This is a genomic window from Pseudomonas sp. Eth.TT006 (genome assembly GCF_054456575.1).
The window spans coordinates 1-17,535 of the sequence record NZ_JBTJEN010000033.1; the positions used below are offsets into that span (position 1 = coordinate 1).

The window sequence follows — 17,535 nt, forward strand, 5'->3', positions numbered from 1 at the left end:
GAGGATCGGCGTCAGTCCTGATGCAGCGCGATATCGATCAGCCGGTGCAGCTCTTCGACCTCCAGCGCCGCCGCCGAAAAAAGAATCCGGAACACCACCGGCGCTACCACCAGATTGATCAAGTGATCGACGCTCGGCGCCGCTTCATCCGGGTGGCGGTCAATAATGGTCTGCAACTGTGCGCCAAGGATGGTCACGCAATAACCCGGCGTGGCGCTGGCCTGCACGTCGCGCATCATGTTGCGCCCGGGCTCTGAGCTCATCTCGTCGAGATACTGCTCGGCCCAGGCGCGGATGTCGCCGCGCAGATCGCCGGTCACCGCCGGTTCGCTGTCCGGGCGCATGCGGGCGAGGGCGACGTCCGCCAGCAATGTCGCCAAGTCACCCCAGCGTCGATAGATGGTCGACGGCGTCACCCCGGCGCGCGCTGCAATTTGCGGCACGGTCACGGTACTGCGTTCCTGTTCTTGCAGGAGCGCGCGGACAGCCGAATGAATCGACTCTTGCACCCGGGCACTGCGGCCGCCGGGGCGTAAACCTTCTTTAATAGCCATGCGCCAGACCTTAACACAAAGAATTTGCTTTAAGCCAAGGCCGAGCGCACACTCCGCAAAAGCAAAAAATTAGCTTTTGCGGAGTGTGCCCATGTCCAGCCTTGCTTCCAACCGTGGCAGCCTGATTTTTCTGGCGATCACCTTACTGAGTTTTCTCGCCGCGTCCACCGCGCCGACGCCGCTGTATCACCTGTATCAGGATCAACTGCACTTTTCGGCAGCGGTGCTGACCCTGATCTTCGGCGTGTATGCCCTGAGCCTGCTGGCGGCGCTGCTGACGGTGGGATCGCTGTCCGATCATCTGGGACGCAAACCGGTGATTTTCACCGCGGTGCTGCTCAATGCGCTGGCGATGTTGCTGTTTATCAGCGCCGACAGTGTCGCCTGGCTGATCAGCGCGCGGGTGCTGCAAGGCTTCGCCACCGGCATGGCCACCGCGGTTTTGAGCGCGACGCTGCTCGACACTGATCGCCAGCAAGGGCCGTTGATCAACAGCGTCGCACCGTTGCTCGGCATGGCCCTTGGCAGCATGGGCTGCGGCTTGCTCGCCGAGTTCGCCCCGGCGCCGTTGCAGCTGACTTACTGGCTGCTGCTCGCGCTATTCATAGTGCAAGCGCTGTACGTCTGGCGTCTGCCGGAAAGCGTCACGCCGCAGCCTGGCGCCTGGGCTTCGCTGCGGCCGACCCTGCATGTGCCGGTTCAGGCGCGTTCGACCTTGTGGCGCGTGCTGCCGCTGAACACCGCGACCTGGGCGCTCGGCGGCTTTTACGCCTCGCTGGCGCCGTCGCTGGTGCGCACGGCCACCGGTTCCACCTCCAATCTGATCGGCGGCGCCACCGTTTCCGCGCTGACCGTGACCGGTGCGCTGATGATCTTCACCTTGCGCAATCGTCCCGCCGGCAAAGCCCTGCAAATCGGCGCGAGTTTGCTGCCGCTCGGCGTGCTGCTGATTTTGCTTGGGGTGCACAGCGCCAGTCTGTCGGTGTTTTTCCTCGGCACGCTGGTCGCCGGTTGCGGCTTTGGTTCGGGTTTTCTCGGTGCGGTGCGCAGCCTGGTGCCGTTGGCTTTGCCTCACGAGCGGGCCGGGTTGATGTCGGCGTATTACGCGCTGAGTTATCTGGCGTTCTGTCTGCCGGCGTTGCTGGCTGGGCACTTGACCCGAACTTACGGCTTGCTGGTGACTACTGATGGTTACTGCGTTGCTCTGATCGTGTTGGCTGTCGGCGCGCTGTTGCTCAGTTTGCGTCCAAGCACGGCCAAGGTTTGTCGCGCGCCATAAGTGCACGGTTTGGGTTAGCCTTGGCCGGCCCTGTATTTCATGGATCGATTTATGAAGATTATCCGCAGCAAGTCGTTCACCGCCGAGCGTGCCTGGGGCGCGCTGGACATCGCCAACATGAACGGCATCACTACGCGCCTGCACTGGACCGATCAGCCGTACAAATGGCACGTCAACGATGGCGAGGAAGTGTTCGTGGTGCTCGATGGTCAGGTGCAGATGCGCTACCGCGAGCAGGGCGAAGAGAAACAAGTGCTGCTGGAAGTCGGCGACATCTTCTATGCCTCGGTCGGCACTGAACATGTGGCCCATCCGCAGGGCGCTGCGCGGATTCTGGTGATCGAGAGCGAAGGCAGCATTTAGCTGTATATCTGCAAAACAGATAACAGATAGAGAAATTACCCGTTATATAGATATTCGATACGGTTCTATCATGGATTCAACCTCACCTGAGGACAGGAGTTCATGATGATGACTTGCACCACGACCAAATCCGGCCTCAAGCCGTTTCGCCAACTTCAGCATCCGCGAGAAGTGATTCGCCAGTTCACCCCCAACTGGTTCGCCGCGACCATGGGCACCGGCGTGCTGGCCCTGGCGCTGGCGCAACTGCCGCTGGCGATTCCCGGACTGCACGCGCTGGCCGAAGGGTTGTGGCTGTTCAACATTCTGTTGTTCAGCCTCTTTACCTGCGCTTATGCCGCGCGCTGGGTGCTGTTCTTCGATGAAGCGCGGCGGATCTTCGGCCATTCCACCGTATCGATGTTTTTCGGCACCATCCCTATGGGCCTGGCGACCATCATCAACGGTTTTCTGCTATTTGGCCTGCCACGCTGGGGCGATGAAGTGATTCATCTCGCCGAAGTGCTGTGGTGGCTCGATGTGGCGATGTCACTGGCTTGCGGCGTGTTGATTCCATACATGATGTTTACCCGGCAGGAACACAGCATCGATCAGATGACTGCTGTCTGGCTGCTGCCGGTAGTCGCCGCAGAAGTGGCGGCGGCCAGTGGTGGCTTGCTCGCCCCGCATCTGACCGACGCCCACACGCAATTGGTGGTGCTGACCACCAGTTACGTGCTCTGGGCCTTTTCCCTGCCGGTGGCGTTCAGCATCCTGACCATCCTGTTGCTGCGCATGGCCCTGCACAAACTGCCGCACGAAAACATGGCCGCCTCGAGCTGGCTGGCCCTCGGCCCGATCGGTACCGGCGCGTTGGGCATGTTGCTGCTGGGCGGCGATGCACCGGCGATCTTCGCCGCCAACGGTCTGCCGGGCATAGGGGAAATCGCCGCCGGGCTTGGGCTGATCGCCGGCATCACTTTGTGGGGCTTCGGTTTGTGGTGGATGTTGATGGCGCTGCTGATCACCGTGCGCTACCTGCGTGACGGCATCCCGTTCAACCTCGGCTGGTGGGGCTTCACCTTCCCGTTGGGGGTTTATTCGCTGGCGACCCTCAAGCTGGCCAGCACGTTGAACCTTGGTTTTTTCAGCGTGGTCGGCTGCGTACTGGTGATCTTGCTGGCGCTGATGTGGCTGATCGTCGGCAAACGCACGGTGCAAGGCGCGTGGCGCGGCGAGCTGTTTGTTTCACCGTGTATTGCAGGTTTGAACAAATAACCTGAAAAGTTTCGGTAAGGTGTGGCCTGGATCGCGGATCGAGATTCCAATAGGCAGATCCAGGCCATTCTCTATCGACCTCAGGGACACACGGAAGATGAGTCACCCCTCACAGTTCAACCTGCTTCGCACCCGGCGCTTCCTGCCGTTTTTCATTACGCAGTCGCTGGGCGCCTTCAACGACAACGTATTTAAACAGTCGCTGATTCTCGCCATCCTCTATCGGCTGACCATCGAGGGTGACCGTTCGATCTGGGTCAACCTGTGCGCGCTGCTGTTTATCCTGCCGTTCTTTCTGTTCTCGGCGCTGGCCGGACAGTTCGGGGAAAAATTCGCCAAGGACGCGCTGATCCGTGTGATCAAGCTCGCGGAAATCGCGATCATGGCCGTAGGATCGATCGGCTTTCTCTTCGATCACCTGTCGCTGATGCTGGTGGCGCTGTTCGCCATGGGCACGCACTCGGCGCTGTTCGGCCCGGTGAAGTACTCGATCCTGCCGCAGGCGTTGCGTGAGGATGAACTGGTCGGCGGCAACGGGCTGGTGGAGATGGGCACGTTTCTGGCGATCCTTGCCGGGACCATCGGTGCCGGGATCATCATGTCCTCGACGCATTACGCGCCGCTGGTGTCGGGCGCGATTGTCGGGATTGCCGTGCTGGGCTATCTCGCCAGCCGCAGCATTCCGCGTGCGGCGGCCGCGTCGCCCGAAATGCGCCTGAACTGGAACATCTTCAGCCAGTCCTGGGCCACGTTGAAACTGGGTTTGGGCCAGACGCCGGCGGTGTCGCGCTCGATTGTCGGCAACTCGTGGTTCTGGTTCGTCGGGGCGATCTACCTGACGCAGATCCCGGCCTACGCCAAGGAATGGATGCACGGCGACGAAACTGTGGTCACCCTGATTCTGACGGTGTTCTCGGTCGGTATCGCGTTGGGTTCGATGCTCTGCGAGAAGCTTTCCGGGCGCAAAGTCGAAATCGGCCTGGTGCCGTTTGGCTCGTTCGGTCTGACCGTATTCGGCCTGTTACTGTGGTGGCATTCCGGTGGAATTCCGGACAGTGTCACTGGCCACAGCTGGACGGCAGTGCTGGGCTTCGCGCATACCTGGGCAGTGCTGGTCGACATTCTCGGCCTCGGCATTTTTGGTGGCTTCTATATTGTGCCGCTGTACGCCTTGATTCAGTCGCGCACTGCCGAGAACGAGCGGGCGCGGGTGATCGCTGCCAACAACATTCTCAACGCGCTGTTTATGGTGGTCTCAGCGATCGTCTCGATTGTGCTGCTGAGCGTGGTCAAACTGTCGATTCCACAGCTGTTCCTCGTGGTGTCGCTGCTGAACATTGGCGTCAACGCCTACATCTTCAAGATCGTCCCTGAGTTCAGCATGCGTTTCATGATCTGGCTGCTCAGCCATTCCATGTACCGCGTCGAACATCGCAACCTGGAGGCGATCCCGGACGAGGGCGCGGCGTTGCTGGTGTGCAACCACGTGTCGTTCGTCGATGCGCTGCTGATTGGCGGCGCGGTGCGTCGGCCGATTCGCTTTGTCATGTACTACAAGATCTACAACCTGCCGGTGCTGAACTTTATCTTTCGCACGGCGGGGACGATTCCGATTGCCGGACGCAGTGAAGACATCCAGATCTACGAAAAGGCCTTCACCCGGATCGCCCAGTATCTGAAGGACGGCGAACTGGTGTGCATCTTCCCGGAAGGCAAGCTGACCACTGACGGTGAGATCAATGAGTTCAAGGGCGGGCTGACGCGGATTCTCGAAGAAACTCCGGTACCGGTGATTCCACTGGCGTTGCAGGGGTTGTGGGGGAGTTTCTTCAGTCGTGATCCGAACAAGGGGCTGTTCAAGCGGTTGTGGTCGCGGGTGACATTGGTGGCGGGTTCGCCGGTGGCGGTGGAAGCGGCCGAGCCGGCGAAGTTGCAGGGGTTGGTGGGGGCGTTGCGTGGGTCCGTCAGATAGTCGCTGACTGCGCTGGCCTCATCGCTGGCAAGCCAGCTCCCACAGTTTTTGGGGTGTACACAAGGTATGTGTGCAACGAATATCCCTGTGGGAGCTGGCTTGCCAGCGATAAGGGCCATTGGCCTATGCGCTGACCTTGAGCCCGATCAACCCGGTCACGATCAACGCCACACTGGCCAGGCGAATCAACGCCATCGACTCGCCAAACAGAATAATCCCGGCAATCACCGTGCCCACGGCGCCGACTCCGGTCCAGATCGCATAGGCGGTGCCCAGCGGCAATTCCTTCACGGCCAGACCCAGCAGGCCAAGGCTTATGCCCATGGCGGCAACGGTCAGCACGGTAGGGAGGGGGCGGGTGAAGCCGTCGGTGTATTTCAGGCCGACGGCCCAGCCGACTTCGAACAGGCCGGCGAACAACAGAATGATCCAGGACATGACAGACCTCCATCGATTGACGGGGTCGTCCCCAGATTGACAACTCGAGCGAGCCGCAGGGTCGTCCCCGCGTAGCGCAACAGTCTGCCGAGCATTGATCCGGGGATCAAGTTTGCGCTCAGTCGACCGGTTGCTGCGCCAGCGCCTCGCGATCCTGCTTCTCGCTCATGCGCCGGAACCAGGTCGAGAGCAGCGCCCCGGAAATGTTGTGCCAGACGCTGAACAGCGCGCTCGGCACCGCCGCCAGCGGCGAAAAGTGCGCACTGGCCAGCGCCGCGCCCAGCCCCGAGTTCTGCATGCCGACTTCCAGCGCCAGCGACTTGCGCTGAGCCAGTGGCAGCTTGAACAGGCGCCCGGTGAAGTAACCCAGCAAGTAACCGAAGCTGTTATGCAGCATCACCACCGCCATGATCAGCAGCCCGGATTCAGCGATCTTCGCCTGACTGGCCGCGACCACCGCCGTGACGATGATCACGATGCTGACCACCGATACCAGCGGCAGTACATCCACCGCGTGCCGCACTTTGTCGCCGAGCAAGCGTTGCGCAACCACGCCGAGCACGATCGGCAGCAACACCACTTGCAGGATCGACCAGAACAGCTCCATGAACGACACCGGCAACCACGCCGAAGCCAGCAACCAGATCAGCGCCGGGGTCAGCAGCGGAGCGAGCAGGGTGGTGACAGCGGCAATCGCCACCGACAGCGCCAGATCGCCGCGGGCCAACCAGGTCATCACGTTGGAAGAGGTGCCGCTCGGGCAGCAACCGACCAGAATCACCCCGACGGCGATTTCCGGCGGCAGGTGGAAGATCTGGCACAGCAGCCACGCCACGCCGGGCATGATCACGAAATGCGCAACCACGCCCAAAGCCACGCGCCACGGATGGCGGGCGACGGCGGCGAAGTCATCGAGTTTGAGGGTCAGGCCCATGCCGAACATCACCAGCCCGAGCAGCGGCACGATGGCGCTTTTGAGACCGAGGAACCACGCCGGCTGCAGGAATGCGATGACGGCGAAAATCAGGACCCAGTAAGCGAAGGTATTGCCGACAAAGCGGCTGAGTGCAGCCAGTGCGCGCATGGTTTGTTCCTTGTTATTGAATGAACACCACAAAACATTGTGGGAGCTGGCTTGCCAGCGATGGCGGTGTGTCAGACGCCATAATAGTCATCTGTAACGCCGCTATCGCTGGCAAGCCAGCTCCCACAGTTGATCCTGTTCCTTCAGTGAGAACAGGTTTTCATTAAATCCCCTGCGGCGTCTCTTCCCCACCCAACGCGTCAACCAGCGCCGGCAGGAAGTCGCCGAAGGTCAGCATCATCAGGGTGAAGCTGGCGTCCAGTTGACCCAGAGCCTCGTCGCCGCCGTCCTGTTCGGCTTGATCCTGCAACAGGTCTTCGAACTTCAGGCGTTTGACGGTCATCTTGTCGTCGAGCATGAACGACAGTTTGTCCTGCCAGGCCAGCGACAGCTGAGTCACCACTTTGCCAGTGCTCAGGTGCAGCTGGATTTCTTCGCTGGTCAGGTCCTGACGCTTGCAACGCACGATGCCGCCGTCTTCGTGGGTGTCGCGCAGTTCGCACTCGTCCAGAACGAAGAAGTCCGGGGCGGCCTGCTGGGTGGTGACCCATTCGGTCATCACGGCGGTCGGCGCGGTTTTCACGGTCAGCGGACGGACGGGCAGGGTGCCCAGCACTTCACGCATGGTCGAGAGCAAGTCTTCGGCGCGTTTCGGGCTGGCCGAGTTGACCAGGATCAGGCCCTGTTTCGGCGCGATGGCGGCGAAGGTCGACGAGCGACGGATAAAGGCGCGTGGCAGGAACGCCTGGATGATTTCATCCTTGATCTGATCGCGTTCCTTTTTATAGACCTTGCGCATCTGCTCGGCTTCGATCTCTTCGACCTTTTCCTTGACCGCGTCACGCACGACGCTGCCCGGCAGAATACGTTCTTCTTTACGCGCGGCGATCAGCAGGAAGTCGCCGCTGACGTGCACCAGTGGCGCATCTTCGCCTTTGCCGAACGGCGCGACGAAACCGTAGGTGGTCAACTCCTGGCTTGCACATGGACGCGCCAGTTTGGTGGCCAGTGCAGTTTCCAGCGCCTCGGCATCGACAGGCAGGTCTTGGGTCAGGCGATAGATCAGCAGGTTTTTGAACCACATGGGGTGAGTCTCTCCTTTATACAAAGGGGGGCATTATTGTCTTCGCCGGGGCATAGGCCAACCCTTCTCTAAGCCTTTGGAAGGCCTGAGAAAATTAATTAAAAAAGTGCTTGCCAGAGGTAGGGTCGCTCCGTAGAATGCGCGCCACACCGAAGCGAAGGGTGATTAGCTCAGCTGGGAGAGCGTCTGCCTTACAAGCAGAATGTCGGCGGTTCGATCCCGTCATCACCCACCATTCGTTTCAAGTGTTTAGCGCAGCGGTAGTTCAGTCGGTTAGAATACCGGCCTGTCACGCCGGGGGTCGCGGGTTCGAGTCCCGTCCGCTGCGCCATATTCGGTAACCTGGACCACTGAACGCCAGGTCACCACGGAAAAACCCGCTGAAGCGGGTTTTTTTCTGTCTCAAGTTTGTACCTTGTTCCAGCGGGTGTGCGTCGTTTCATTGGTTTTCGGATTTTTTTGAAAAAAACTTCAATTAAATCAACACATTACGAAAACTTGTGACATAATGCGCCCCGTAACGAAGCGAAGGGTGATTAGCTCAGCTGGGAGAGCGTCTGCCTTACAAGCAGAATGTCGGCGGTTCGATCCCGTCATCACCCACCATTCGTTTCAAGCGTTTCGCGCAGCGGTAGTTCAGTCGGTTAGAATACCGGCCTGTCACGCCGGGGGTCGCGGGTTCGAGTCCCGTCCGCTGCGCCATTATTCGGTCACCTGGCCCACTGAACGCCAAGTCTCCACGGAAAGCCCGCCTAGTGCGGGCTTTTTGCTGTCTGCGATTTGAGAAATCACGCGCTACCTGTGTAGGAGCTGCGGCACGCTGCGATCTTTTGATCTTGATTTCAAACATCGCAAGAGCAAAAGATCGCAGCCTCGTTTCACTCGACAGCTCCTACAGGAGCGGCGCTCGCGCTAGCATTGCGGCTATGCCGATAGTCGCTTACCGCCTCATACACCGCTTTGCGCAAGCGGTTGATCCCGCCAATCGGCCGATGCGCCTCGATACCAAACCACGGGTTAAACGACAGGTTGTCGCACGCCAGATTCAGCGCCGGTGTGTCGAAGTCCTGCGGGGGCAAGGTAATCCGCGCCACTGTCTCGAACGGTGAGTCCTGCTCACGCCACTCGATGCTGGTGTCCTCGATCGGCATGTACTTGTTCGCGTCCTGCCGCTGAATCTGCAACACGAAACACGCAGGCACCCGATCCGTCGACAGCTGCTGGTTCAGTGCACTGCGCAGGAAGTTCGGCATATCGTGGTTTTGCGCAGGCAAGGTGTACGCCGGGCAGTTGTCCGGATCCGGCGCCACGCGAAACTTCGCATTGGCCTCGCCGAACTTGTAGGGTGATACCGAAAAATAGCTGGTCGCGGTCGGGCTGTCCGGCGGCGGCGACAGGGTGGCCAGGGCGATGAACAGGTGGCGGATCTGCCAACTACGCGGATCCCAGCCGGGGAAAAACGCCATGATCTTTTTGCCGTCAGCCTGAGCCGCCACATTCTGACGATACTCGGCGACATCGCTGACAAAAAAGTTCGGGTGACTGAACATCACAAAGTCTTGCTCACGGCGATCAGCGCGGTCGCCGAGCAACGGTTTGCCGGGGACATCGAGCAGTTTGATTGCCATGCCGCGAGCGTCGCGGATGCTGTCGAACTGCGGGTAGGCGTTGCCATTTGACAGCCGAATCAGTGCCTGCCAGGTTTTCCCCGGTTCGCTGAACACGCCCTGGCGCAGCGCTGGCGCCAGTTGTGGCAGCACCGTCACCTCGGCCTTCACACAACCATGGGCCTTGGCATGTGCATCCCGCAGGTAGCGCGTGGCTTCGCGGTGTTGGTCGACGATGCGCACGGCGGTCTGGATCACGTCCTGGGTCATGGCCGCTTCGTCAGCGGGAATCTGTTCCTGCGCCGACACCGGGCCGCGCTGTTGCCAGGCGAACCAGGCGCTGGCGATGGCCCAGCCGAGCAGGCCGACAAGCAGTAATGCCAGCAGGACTTTGCCAAGCAGCCGCCCCAGCCACAACCAGATACGGGCGAATAGGGACGGTCTTTTCCAGGAATTGATCCTCATGGCAATTGCGCCTCCAGCGGGCCGCCCAGCACTTTCAGGTACTCCAGCAATGCCCAGCGTTCCTCCGGTTGCAGCAGGCGCCCGATAACGCCATTGCCACGTTCCCCCGCGCGAAATTCGTGGCCGCTGTTGTGGTTGCCGGAGATCCGCGTGTCGAACAGAAAGCCATTGGTAAAGGCCTCGGTGCGATAACCCAGATGCTGCGGGTCGTACTCGAACGAACCCTTATAGAAGGTGGTCGCGCGCTCATCCTGCGGCGACAGCAATTGATAAATGCTCGGCACCGAACCGTTGTGCAGAAACGGCGCGGTGGCCCAGACGCCGGCCAGCGGTCGGGCCTTGTACGCGATTTTTTCACGCACGCCGATCGGCAGACCGAAGCCGTCCAGCTCGGGCTTTTCCTGCGGGGTGACGTTGGCCTCACGGTAAGCCCGGTTTCCGACAAACGCCGTGACGTAGGCCAGGCCTTTGGCCACTGACAGCTGGCTCAGATCCAGTGGCTCCTTGGGCGTCGGGTGCAGTTTGACCTCCATCTGCTCCAGTTCCTTCAGGTCCCATTGCAGTGGCGTCAGGTCGAAACGGTGGTTGGCAATGTTGGACGCGGCGTTCGGGTCGGTGCCGATCACGTCCACTGGCAGCATGTGCAGATGCTGGACCCAGCGCTCGCCTTCCTGGGTCTTGCGCGGCACATGGCAGCCGGCGCAATTCTCGGCAAACAGTGCGCGACCCTTGGCCGCCAGCGGTTTGTCGATCGCCCCCAGCACAGCTTCCGGCCAGGCGGGTGGTTGCAGGCGCTGCAGGGTTTCTTCGATGGTGTGCAGATCGCGCACGCGCACACTAGAGGCATACCGCGCATCGCCCTGCAGCGGCTGGCCGTTGCTGTCGAAGAAATTCAGCGTGGCGCCAACGCCCAGCGCTTCGCCGATGTTGCGTGCCATCGGTTGCTGTGCCGAGCCGTTCCACTGCACCCAGTCGAAAGTCCACATGTCCCACAGTTGCGGGTAGTCCACCGGGGCGTTGGCCACGCGGTAATTGGTGCGGGAGATGGCGTCGCCGAAAGTGGCGTTGGCGATGCGTCCGAAGGCATCGGTGCGTCCCGGGCCTTCCTCGGTTGGATAAAGGCCGTGGTGGGTGTCGTTCCAGGCGACTTTGACGAAAGTGTCCAGTGAGGTTTTGAAGTCCTTGCGCAGTTGCGCGTGGCGCGCGTCGTAGTCATTGCCCAATACCGCTCGGGCGAAACGTTCGAATTTCCACGGGTTGTAGTAAGTCGAGATCAGACTGGCGACCAATGCCTGTCCGAAGCTGCCGCCACGCAGCGTAGGAACACTGGAAGGCAGCACGTGTTGCGCTGAACCGCCGTCAATTCGCACCGCCTGACCTTTGAAGCGTAATTCGCCGGTGTGGCAGGCGGCACACGTGATATCGAGAAAGTGCTCGGTGCTGCCGGGGTTTTGATGGCGGGCGAAGCCGACCGGTAGATTGCCGGGATTGTTCGGCGTGGCTTTTTGTTGCGGATCGATCAGAAAACCGAAGCGTGCGAGGTATTCCGGGGACGCGAAGCGCTGCTGCGAAAAGGGCAGTTCCAGCGCCTGAAACCATTCGTAGCGCAGGCCTTTGACCTGCGTGCCTTGCGGGGTGAAGTAGTAGGTCTGGCGCTGCTCCTCGCTCCACTGGTTCAGGTAATGCACCTGCTCGGCGGGGGTGTAGAGCGGCAGTTTGGGGTTGGCGACGTAGTACAGCACCACGGCGAGAACCACGCCCAGCAGCACAATGATCAGGGTCAACACACGGAATAAGAGGCGCAAGTTAAACATCCTTGTCGAGTTGTTGCGCTGTTATGCCTCAGCTGTTGCATATGCGGCAAGTGGCCATTACGCCAGACTGTCGCAGGAAGTCCGGCCAGTGCTTGTCAGGCCGAGATGACAGAAGCTTCATCCTGGCTTTTGCCGAATGCGTTTTAATCCCTGAACTTATCGGACGTTTCCTGCTCTCATGCCGGTAGCCATTGGTCGTGGCGGCCTGATAAGCTCGCGGCTTTACTCGATTGCCCTTTTGGCGCATGAACAAGGAAATAGCATGAAACAGCATCGGTTGGCGGCGGCGGTAGCCCTGGTTAGCCTGGTCCTCGCGGGTTGTGATTCGCAGACCAGCGTAGAGCTGAAAACCCCGGCGCAAAAAGCTTCCTACGGTATCGGCCTGAACATGGGCAAGAGCCTGGCTCAGGAAGGCATGGATGATCTGGACTCCAAAGCGGTAGCCCAGGGCATCGAAGATGCCGTTGGCAAGAAAGAACAGAAGCTGAAAGACGACGAACTGGTCGAAGCTTTTGCCGCGCTGCAAAAGCGTGCTGAAGAGCGCATGGCCAAGATGAGCGAAGAGTCGGCAGCCGCCGGCAAGAAATTCCTCGAAGAAAACGCCAAGAAGCCAGGTGTCACCACCACCGCGTCCGGTCTGCAGTATGAAGTGGTCAAGAAAGCCGACGGCCCACAGCCTAAGCCTACCGACGTAGTGACCGTTCACTACACCGGCAAGCTGACCAACGGCACCGTATTCGACAGCTCTGTCGAGCGCGGCAGCCCGATCGATCTGCCGGTCAGCGGCGTGATCCCGGGTTGGGTTGAAGGTCTGCAACTGATGCACGTTGGCGAGAAGTACAAACTGTACATCCCTAGCGATCTGGCCTACGGCGCGCAATCGCCAAGCCCGGCAATCCCGGCCAACTCGGTTCTGGTTTTCGACCTGGAACTGCTGGCCATCAAGGATCCGAGCAAAGAAGACGCTGCTGCCAAGTAATTGGTAATGGTTTCGCCAACAACGCCTCGCTTATGCGGGGCGTTGTTGCATCTGCAGGGTGGCAAAGGTAAACAGAGCGAACGGATGCCGCGCTCGGCAGTCCTAGACAGTGAGGCCGCCAGCGCTAGACGCCCTGAGCCGCCAAGTCAATGAAATATTGGGCTTTTTTATGTGTGTAAAAAACGCCCGATCTGAGCGCAGCCCTTATAAAACGGGGCTCTCAGCGCTGAAATGCAGCTCTGTTCACAAGGTTATCCACAATTTGTGTGGATAACATTTCAACGGGAGAAATAAATGAAAGCACCGTGGAATTTCGCCCGATTTCTGCCTTTGGCCGGACGCCTGCTGGCTCGTGGCCGCCTGCCGACGCTGCTGTTTGCCGTTGCCAGCAAAGGCGCCGCGCAAGGCAATCGCCTCGGCAAGCTCAAGGATGACCTGCGTCTGCTCCAGGCGCTGTGCCTGGCTTACTGGCGCGGCGAGTACCGCGCCATCAGTCCGAAAGCGCTGATTTCGGTAGTGGCCGGGCTGATGTACTTTCTCAGCCCGGTGGATGCGATCCCGGATTTCATCCCGGTATTCGGCATGCTCGACGACATCGCCGTGCTCGCCTGGCTGATGAAAACCCTCGATGACGAACTTAATGCTTTCCGGCTGTGGCGCAATCGTCAGCAGCCAGAGAAGCTGGCGGTGGTCGAGCGTCTGCCCGACACCCCGGAACAACTGCAGCTTCAAGGCCCGAAAAAGCCCTGATTCATTGCTGCCCGCAGACAGATAGATACCCCCCGCGACCTTGGCCGCTGTTAGGATTACACTTCTAGGGAAAAGTGCCGACTCGCTAAGTGTTGTTGTCCTACGGGGTAGTCATGGATATTCAGATCATTGCACGCGATGGCGAGCCCGAATACGCGGTTCTGCCATGGGCTCAGTATCAGGCTCTACTGAAAGCAGCAGGCATCAACGAAACACCGTCGCAGCCGGTAAAAGCGCCGCTCGCGGCAACCTCGGACCCGATTCTTCCAGGTCTGGATCAATTACGCAGTTTGCGCGAAGGGAAGGGCATCGCCATCGAGGCGCTGGCCCGCACGGTAGGCATCAGCCCGTCTTATCTGGCCATGATCGAAAGTGGCGAGCGTCAGCCCGACGCCGCGATTCGCCGCAGCCTGGCCTGGGAACTGACGGTGCCCGGTTGGAGGGATGAATCGTGAGCGTACGCATCAGTCGTCAACATTGGGATGGATTGTTGGGGGAACTGGATCAGGCGCGCCGCCAGCGCCATCTGCTGACCTACCGGGCGTTGCTCGAACGATTGCAACTGCCGACGCCGGCGATGCAAACCCTGACCGCCGCACTGGAACATCTGGCGGCACTGGACGCCAAGGCCGAACAGCCGTTGCGCAGCTCGCTGGTGATCAGCCAGGGCGCGAGCCGTCTGCCACGCACCGGTTTTTTTGAATGTGTTGAACGTCTTGGGCGGTTTTCCGGGCCATCTGACGGCGTTGCGGCAGCCTCCTGGCATGCGTCGGAAGTGGTCCGGGTCTTCGAATACGAATACCCGGAATCGGCGGAGGCCTGAGTGTTCCTGCGACTCAAGGCGCGCATCAGTTACTGGTTGGCGCGCCGGTTATTTCACTGGTCGTGGTTTGTCCGTCAGCCCCAAGGCTGGCGCTGGCTCGAAGGACAATTCGCGCGCATGGCCAATCTTGGCGACGTCGGCGCGCAGAGCTTTTATGGGCATATCCTGACCTTTCGCGGCGTTGGCCTGGGCGCTCGCGAAGAGGGGGTGCGCTTGTTGCGCCTGGCGGCGCTGGCCGGTGACGGAAAAGCGGCTTATCAGGTCGGGGTGATCTGTCTGGCCGGCAGCGCGAGCAAGGTGCCGGATCCGGCAGAAGCGGCGCGCTGGTGGACCCTGGCCGCCAAGGCCGGTCACCCGTTGGCCGAGCTTAAACTCAAAGAGTTGAGCGCTCGAAATTCAACGCAGTAAATCCATTTATGTCGGCGAATAAACGTGGCGCGAGGGCAACCTCGCGCCACGTTTGCGTTTAAAACCATACGTTTCGTAATAACGACCTCTTTGCAGACTAGTCCTACAGCAAACGCCTACTCGCCTGACTTCTTTCCTGTTTGATCCCCCGCAAAGTCCCCGCGCCTAATTCTTGCGCGAGGGACCGCCCATGTTTGACCCGATTTTTCATTCCAGCTCGCAAGCTGGCGTGCGCTGATGGACGCCGTCAGCCGTATCGAGCAGGAACTCGACAGTTTCCCCGCCACCCTCAGCCTCTATCGCCAGCAGCTTGAGCATTGGCTGAGTCGTACGGCGGATCAGCTCAGCCACGCGGCCGATCTGCCTTCGCTGATGGGCATGGAGCGGGTCATCCGCTTTGGTGATCGCGCCACCAGCGTCAGCAGCAGCGACAACGATTTTTTCTCCAGCGTCGTCCAGTGCCCGCAGAGCGGGGTGATGGCGATCGAGAGCAAGTTCGAGTCGATGTACGACATCCCGCTGGGCGACATCGTGGTCGATGTGGTGGCGGTGGATGGCGAGAAGATCACTCCGGTCACGCTGGACGCGCAGGGTAAGGGTTCATTCACCGGCGAAGCGGGCAAGTTCTACCGGGTTCAGGTGCGCAGCGAAGTCACTGCGGAGCAGATCAACGCTCTGTTTAGCGCTTATGACGGGCTGACGCGTGAGCTGGATGGCTGGCTGCGCAGCGAGTGGCAGGGGTTCCAGCCGCAATGGTCGCAGTCGGTGGCGACGGCGGCGGGCAATGGTTTGCTAGCCGGGAGTTGGGCGGCGATCGAGGGGGTGTGGGACAGCATCGGCATGCTCTCGGAGATTCTCCAGGATCCCGGCAAGTTTGCCGAGCGTTTGGGGAGTGCGGCGGATGATCTGATCGAGTTGGCGCAAACCGCCCCGCAGACCATGCAGAAGCTGCAACTGCTGGCCAGCGACGAGGCGGCGCTGTGTTTGTTGCTGCGCACCGCGAGCCTGTGGCTGGAGATGCTGCCACCCAGTGAAATCGCCGGAAAAACCGCTGAAACGGCGTCGATGATCATCGTGCAACTGTTGATCGACGTGCTGATCGGCGTCGTTCTGACCTTCGTCGGCGCCGGGATTGCCTATCTGACCTTGCGTCTGGCGGACCGCGCAGCTGGTTTACTCGTGGTGGTTAAACGTTTGGTGAAGGCGATGTCTGGCATCGTCAGCACGTTTATCGAATACGTCGATCGTTACAAAAACGTCGCCGCGCGGGGCATTGCCGCCGGGGTGAAAAAAGGTCGCGTGCAATTGCGCTGGGACGCAAAGCGCAATGCTGCGCTGAAGAAAGACGAGCGCCACGACGACAGTCCGGATCAAGCGAAAAATCCCAACGGCGACAGCGCCGATTGCGCCCAGCTGACCTGCACCAACGGCTGCCCGGTGTCGATGGTCACCGGCGAAGAGCTGCTGACTTTGACTGACTGCACCCTCGACGGCGTGCTGCCGTTTGAGTTCACCCGGTTGTACCGCACCAGCGCCGTGGAAATCGATGTCGGGCTGGGATTTGGCTGGAGCCATTCGCTGGCGCATCGGCTGGAGTTCGCTGGCGAGGTGGTGGTCTGGGTCGATCACGAAAACCGTCGCACGCGGTTTCCCTTGCCCACAGTCGAGCGGCCGGCGATTCACAACAGCTTGTCGCGGGCGGCGATTTTTCTCGGGGATGAACCGGAGGAACTGATCCTCGCGCTGGCGGGGGATGCGCCGCGCTTTTATCACTTTCGCGCCGGGCGGCTGACGGCGATCAGTGATGCCTATGGCAATCGGCTTCTGGTTGCTCGCGATCATCTTGAGCGCATTGTTCGCCTCGACAACGGCGCCGGGCGTTCGCTGTTGTTGCGTTATGACCGGGCACAACTGATCGCGGTTGATTACCAGGTTTTTCAGGATGCGCAATGGAAAACCGAACACACCCTCGCGACCTACCGCTACGACGCCCGCCAGCGCCTGCTTGAAGCCACCAATGCCGTCGGGGACAGCGAGCGCTACGACTACGACGATCAGCACGTCATTCTGCAACGGCAGCTGACCGGCGGCGCGAGCTTTTTCTGGGAGTGGGAACGCGCCGGTAAAGCCGCGCGTTGCGTGCGCCACTGGGCCTCGTTCTCGCAGATGAACACCCGTTACGTCTGGTCCGAGGACGGCAGCGTCGCGGTGCATTACGTCGATGGCACGCAAGAAACCTACGTCCATGACGACCGCGCGCGGCTGGTGCGCAAGGTCGAGGCCGATGGTGGCGAGCAGCTCAAGGCGTACGACGCGTCGGGGCGATTGATCGCCGAGCAGGATGCCTTGGGCGCGGTCACCGAATACCGCTACGACGACGTCGGACGCCTGATCGCGCTGCTTCCACCGGAAGAACAGGCAACGTCCTACGAGTATCGCAACGGTTTCCTGCACCGGCGTACGCGCGGCGAGGCGGTATGGACGTTTCGGCGCAACGCCGAGGGTGATGTCACCGAAGCGGTCGATCCCGACGGCCAAGTTACCTATTACTACTACGACACCCGTGGCCAGTTACTGTCGATCCGCTACCCGGACGCCAGTCGCCATCAGATGGTGTGGAACGACCTCGGGCAACTGATCGAAGAAACCCTGCCCGAT

General features: G+C 60.5%; 16 protein-coding genes and 4 tRNA genes. 14 read left to right on the forward strand and 6 right to left on the reverse strand.

Annotated elements, in window-relative coordinates; genetic code table 11:
• Nucleotides 1–11: 11 nt before the first annotated feature.
• A complete protein-coding gene (locus tag ACXR0M_RS27055) occupies nucleotides 12–554 on the reverse strand; it encodes a TetR/AcrR family transcriptional regulator (protein ID WP_458834666.1) in 543 nt (180 codons plus the stop codon).
• Between the two features lie 91 nt (nucleotides 555–645).
• Here ACXR0M_RS27055 and ACXR0M_RS27060 point away from each other — a divergent pair, with 91 nt between their 5' ends.
• From ACXR0M_RS27060 to ACXR0M_RS27075, 4 genes are all read left to right on the forward strand, one after another.
• Nucleotides 646–1,833 carry an MFS transporter gene (locus tag ACXR0M_RS27060; protein ID WP_458834667.1) on the forward strand — a complete coding sequence of 396 codons (1,188 nt, stop codon included), beginning with the start codon at nucleotides 646–648 and terminating at the stop codon, nucleotides 1,831–1,833.
• 51 nt (nucleotides 1,834–1,884) lie between these two features.
• Complete coding sequence (locus tag ACXR0M_RS27065) at nucleotides 1,885–2,196, forward strand: cupin domain-containing protein (RefSeq protein ID WP_458834668.1); 312 nt, start codon at nucleotides 1,885–1,887, stop codon at nucleotides 2,194–2,196.
• A gap of 108 nt (nucleotides 2,197–2,304) precedes the next feature.
• On the forward strand, nucleotides 2,305–3,453 hold the full coding sequence (locus ACXR0M_RS27070) for a TDT family transporter (RefSeq protein ID WP_458834669.1): 1,149 nt from the start codon (nucleotides 2,305–2,307) through the stop codon (nucleotides 3,451–3,453).
• A 97-nt stretch (nucleotides 3,454–3,550) separates the two neighbouring features.
• Nucleotides 3,551–5,425 (forward strand): MFS transporter, encoded by a 1,875-nt coding sequence (locus ACXR0M_RS27075; RefSeq protein WP_458834670.1) that lies wholly within the window; start codon nucleotides 3,551–3,553, stop codon nucleotides 5,423–5,425.
• A 123-nt stretch (nucleotides 5,426–5,548) separates the two neighbouring features.
• Here ACXR0M_RS27075 and sugE read toward each other — a convergent pair whose 3' ends face one another.
• The 3 genes from sugE to rdgC form a co-directional block, all read right to left on the reverse strand.
• Nucleotides 5,549–5,863: a quaternary ammonium compound efflux SMR transporter SugE gene (gene sugE / locus ACXR0M_RS27080; RefSeq protein ID WP_458834671.1), complete on the reverse strand. Its 315-nt coding sequence runs from the start codon at nucleotides 5,861–5,863 to the stop codon at nucleotides 5,549–5,551.
• Between the two features lie 118 nt (nucleotides 5,864–5,981).
• A complete protein-coding gene (locus ACXR0M_RS27085) occupies nucleotides 5,982–6,947 on the reverse strand; it encodes a bile acid:sodium symporter family protein (RefSeq protein ID WP_458834672.1) in 966 nt (321 codons plus the stop codon).
• Between the two features lie 163 nt (nucleotides 6,948–7,110).
• Nucleotides 7,111–8,031 carry a recombination-associated protein RdgC gene (gene rdgC, locus ACXR0M_RS27090; protein ID WP_401280832.1) on the reverse strand — a complete coding sequence of 307 codons (921 nt, stop codon included), beginning with the start codon at nucleotides 8,029–8,031 and terminating at the stop codon, nucleotides 7,111–7,113.
• A gap of 159 nt (nucleotides 8,032–8,190) precedes the next feature.
• On the opposite strand from rdgC, the gene ACXR0M_RS27095 reads away from it, so the two are divergent.
• The 4 genes from ACXR0M_RS27095 (at nucleotide 8,191) to ACXR0M_RS27110 (ending at nucleotide 8,733) form a co-directional block, all read left to right on the forward strand.
• A tRNA-Val gene (locus ACXR0M_RS27095) sits at nucleotides 8,191–8,266 on the forward strand.
• 19 nt (nucleotides 8,267–8,285) lie between these two features.
• Nucleotides 8,286–8,362 (forward strand) — tRNA-Asp (locus tag ACXR0M_RS27100).
• A gap of 199 nt (nucleotides 8,363–8,561) precedes the next feature.
• Nucleotides 8,562–8,637 (forward strand) — tRNA-Val (locus tag ACXR0M_RS27105).
• 19 nt (nucleotides 8,638–8,656) lie between these two features.
• Nucleotides 8,657–8,733: transfer RNA gene (locus ACXR0M_RS27110), tRNA-Asp, on the forward strand.
• Between the two features lie 176 nt (nucleotides 8,734–8,909).
• On the opposite strand, the gene ACXR0M_RS27115 is transcribed toward ACXR0M_RS27110, so the two are convergent.
• Nucleotides 8,910–10,103, reverse strand: a complete 1,194-nt coding sequence (locus ACXR0M_RS27115; RefSeq protein WP_458834673.1) for a catalase family protein — start codon at nucleotides 10,101–10,103, stop codon at nucleotides 8,910–8,912.
• The gene (locus tag ACXR0M_RS27120; protein ID WP_458834674.1) at nucleotides 10,100–11,908 is read right to left on the reverse strand and encodes a di-heme-cytochrome C peroxidase; all 1,809 of its coding nucleotides are present in this window, start codon (nucleotides 11,906–11,908) and stop codon (nucleotides 10,100–10,102) included. The genes ACXR0M_RS27115 and ACXR0M_RS27120 overlap by 4 nt, the downstream gene beginning before the upstream one ends.
• A 271-nt stretch (nucleotides 11,909–12,179) precedes the next feature.
• On the opposite strand from ACXR0M_RS27120, the gene ACXR0M_RS27125 reads away from it, so the two are divergent.
• From ACXR0M_RS27125 to ACXR0M_RS27150, 6 genes are all read left to right on the forward strand, one after another.
• Nucleotides 12,180–12,896: an FKBP-type peptidyl-prolyl cis-trans isomerase gene (locus tag ACXR0M_RS27125; protein WP_458834675.1), complete on the forward strand. Its 717-nt coding sequence runs from the start codon at nucleotides 12,180–12,182 to the stop codon at nucleotides 12,894–12,896.
• Between the two features lie 294 nt (nucleotides 12,897–13,190).
• Complete coding sequence (locus ACXR0M_RS27130) at nucleotides 13,191–13,646, forward strand: YkvA family protein (protein WP_201239355.1); 456 nt, start codon at nucleotides 13,191–13,193, stop codon at nucleotides 13,644–13,646.
• Between the two features lie 113 nt (nucleotides 13,647–13,759).
• Nucleotides 13,760–14,101, forward strand: a complete 342-nt coding sequence (locus ACXR0M_RS27135; RefSeq protein ID WP_458834676.1) for a helix-turn-helix domain-containing protein — start codon at nucleotides 13,760–13,762, stop codon at nucleotides 14,099–14,101.
• Entirely contained in the window at nucleotides 14,098–14,469 is a 372-nt protein-coding gene (locus tag ACXR0M_RS27140) for a hypothetical protein (RefSeq protein ID WP_003223109.1), read from the forward strand. Before ACXR0M_RS27135 ends, ACXR0M_RS27140 begins: the two co-directional genes overlap by 4 nt.
• Entirely contained in the window at nucleotides 14,470–14,877 is a 408-nt protein-coding gene (locus tag ACXR0M_RS27145) for an SEL1-like repeat protein (protein ID WP_458834677.1), read from the forward strand.
• A gap of 237 nt (nucleotides 14,878–15,114) precedes the next feature.
• The coding region (locus tag ACXR0M_RS27150; RefSeq protein ID WP_458834678.1) for a DUF6531 domain-containing protein at nucleotides 15,115–17,535 on the forward strand (2,421 nt) is incomplete at its 3' end.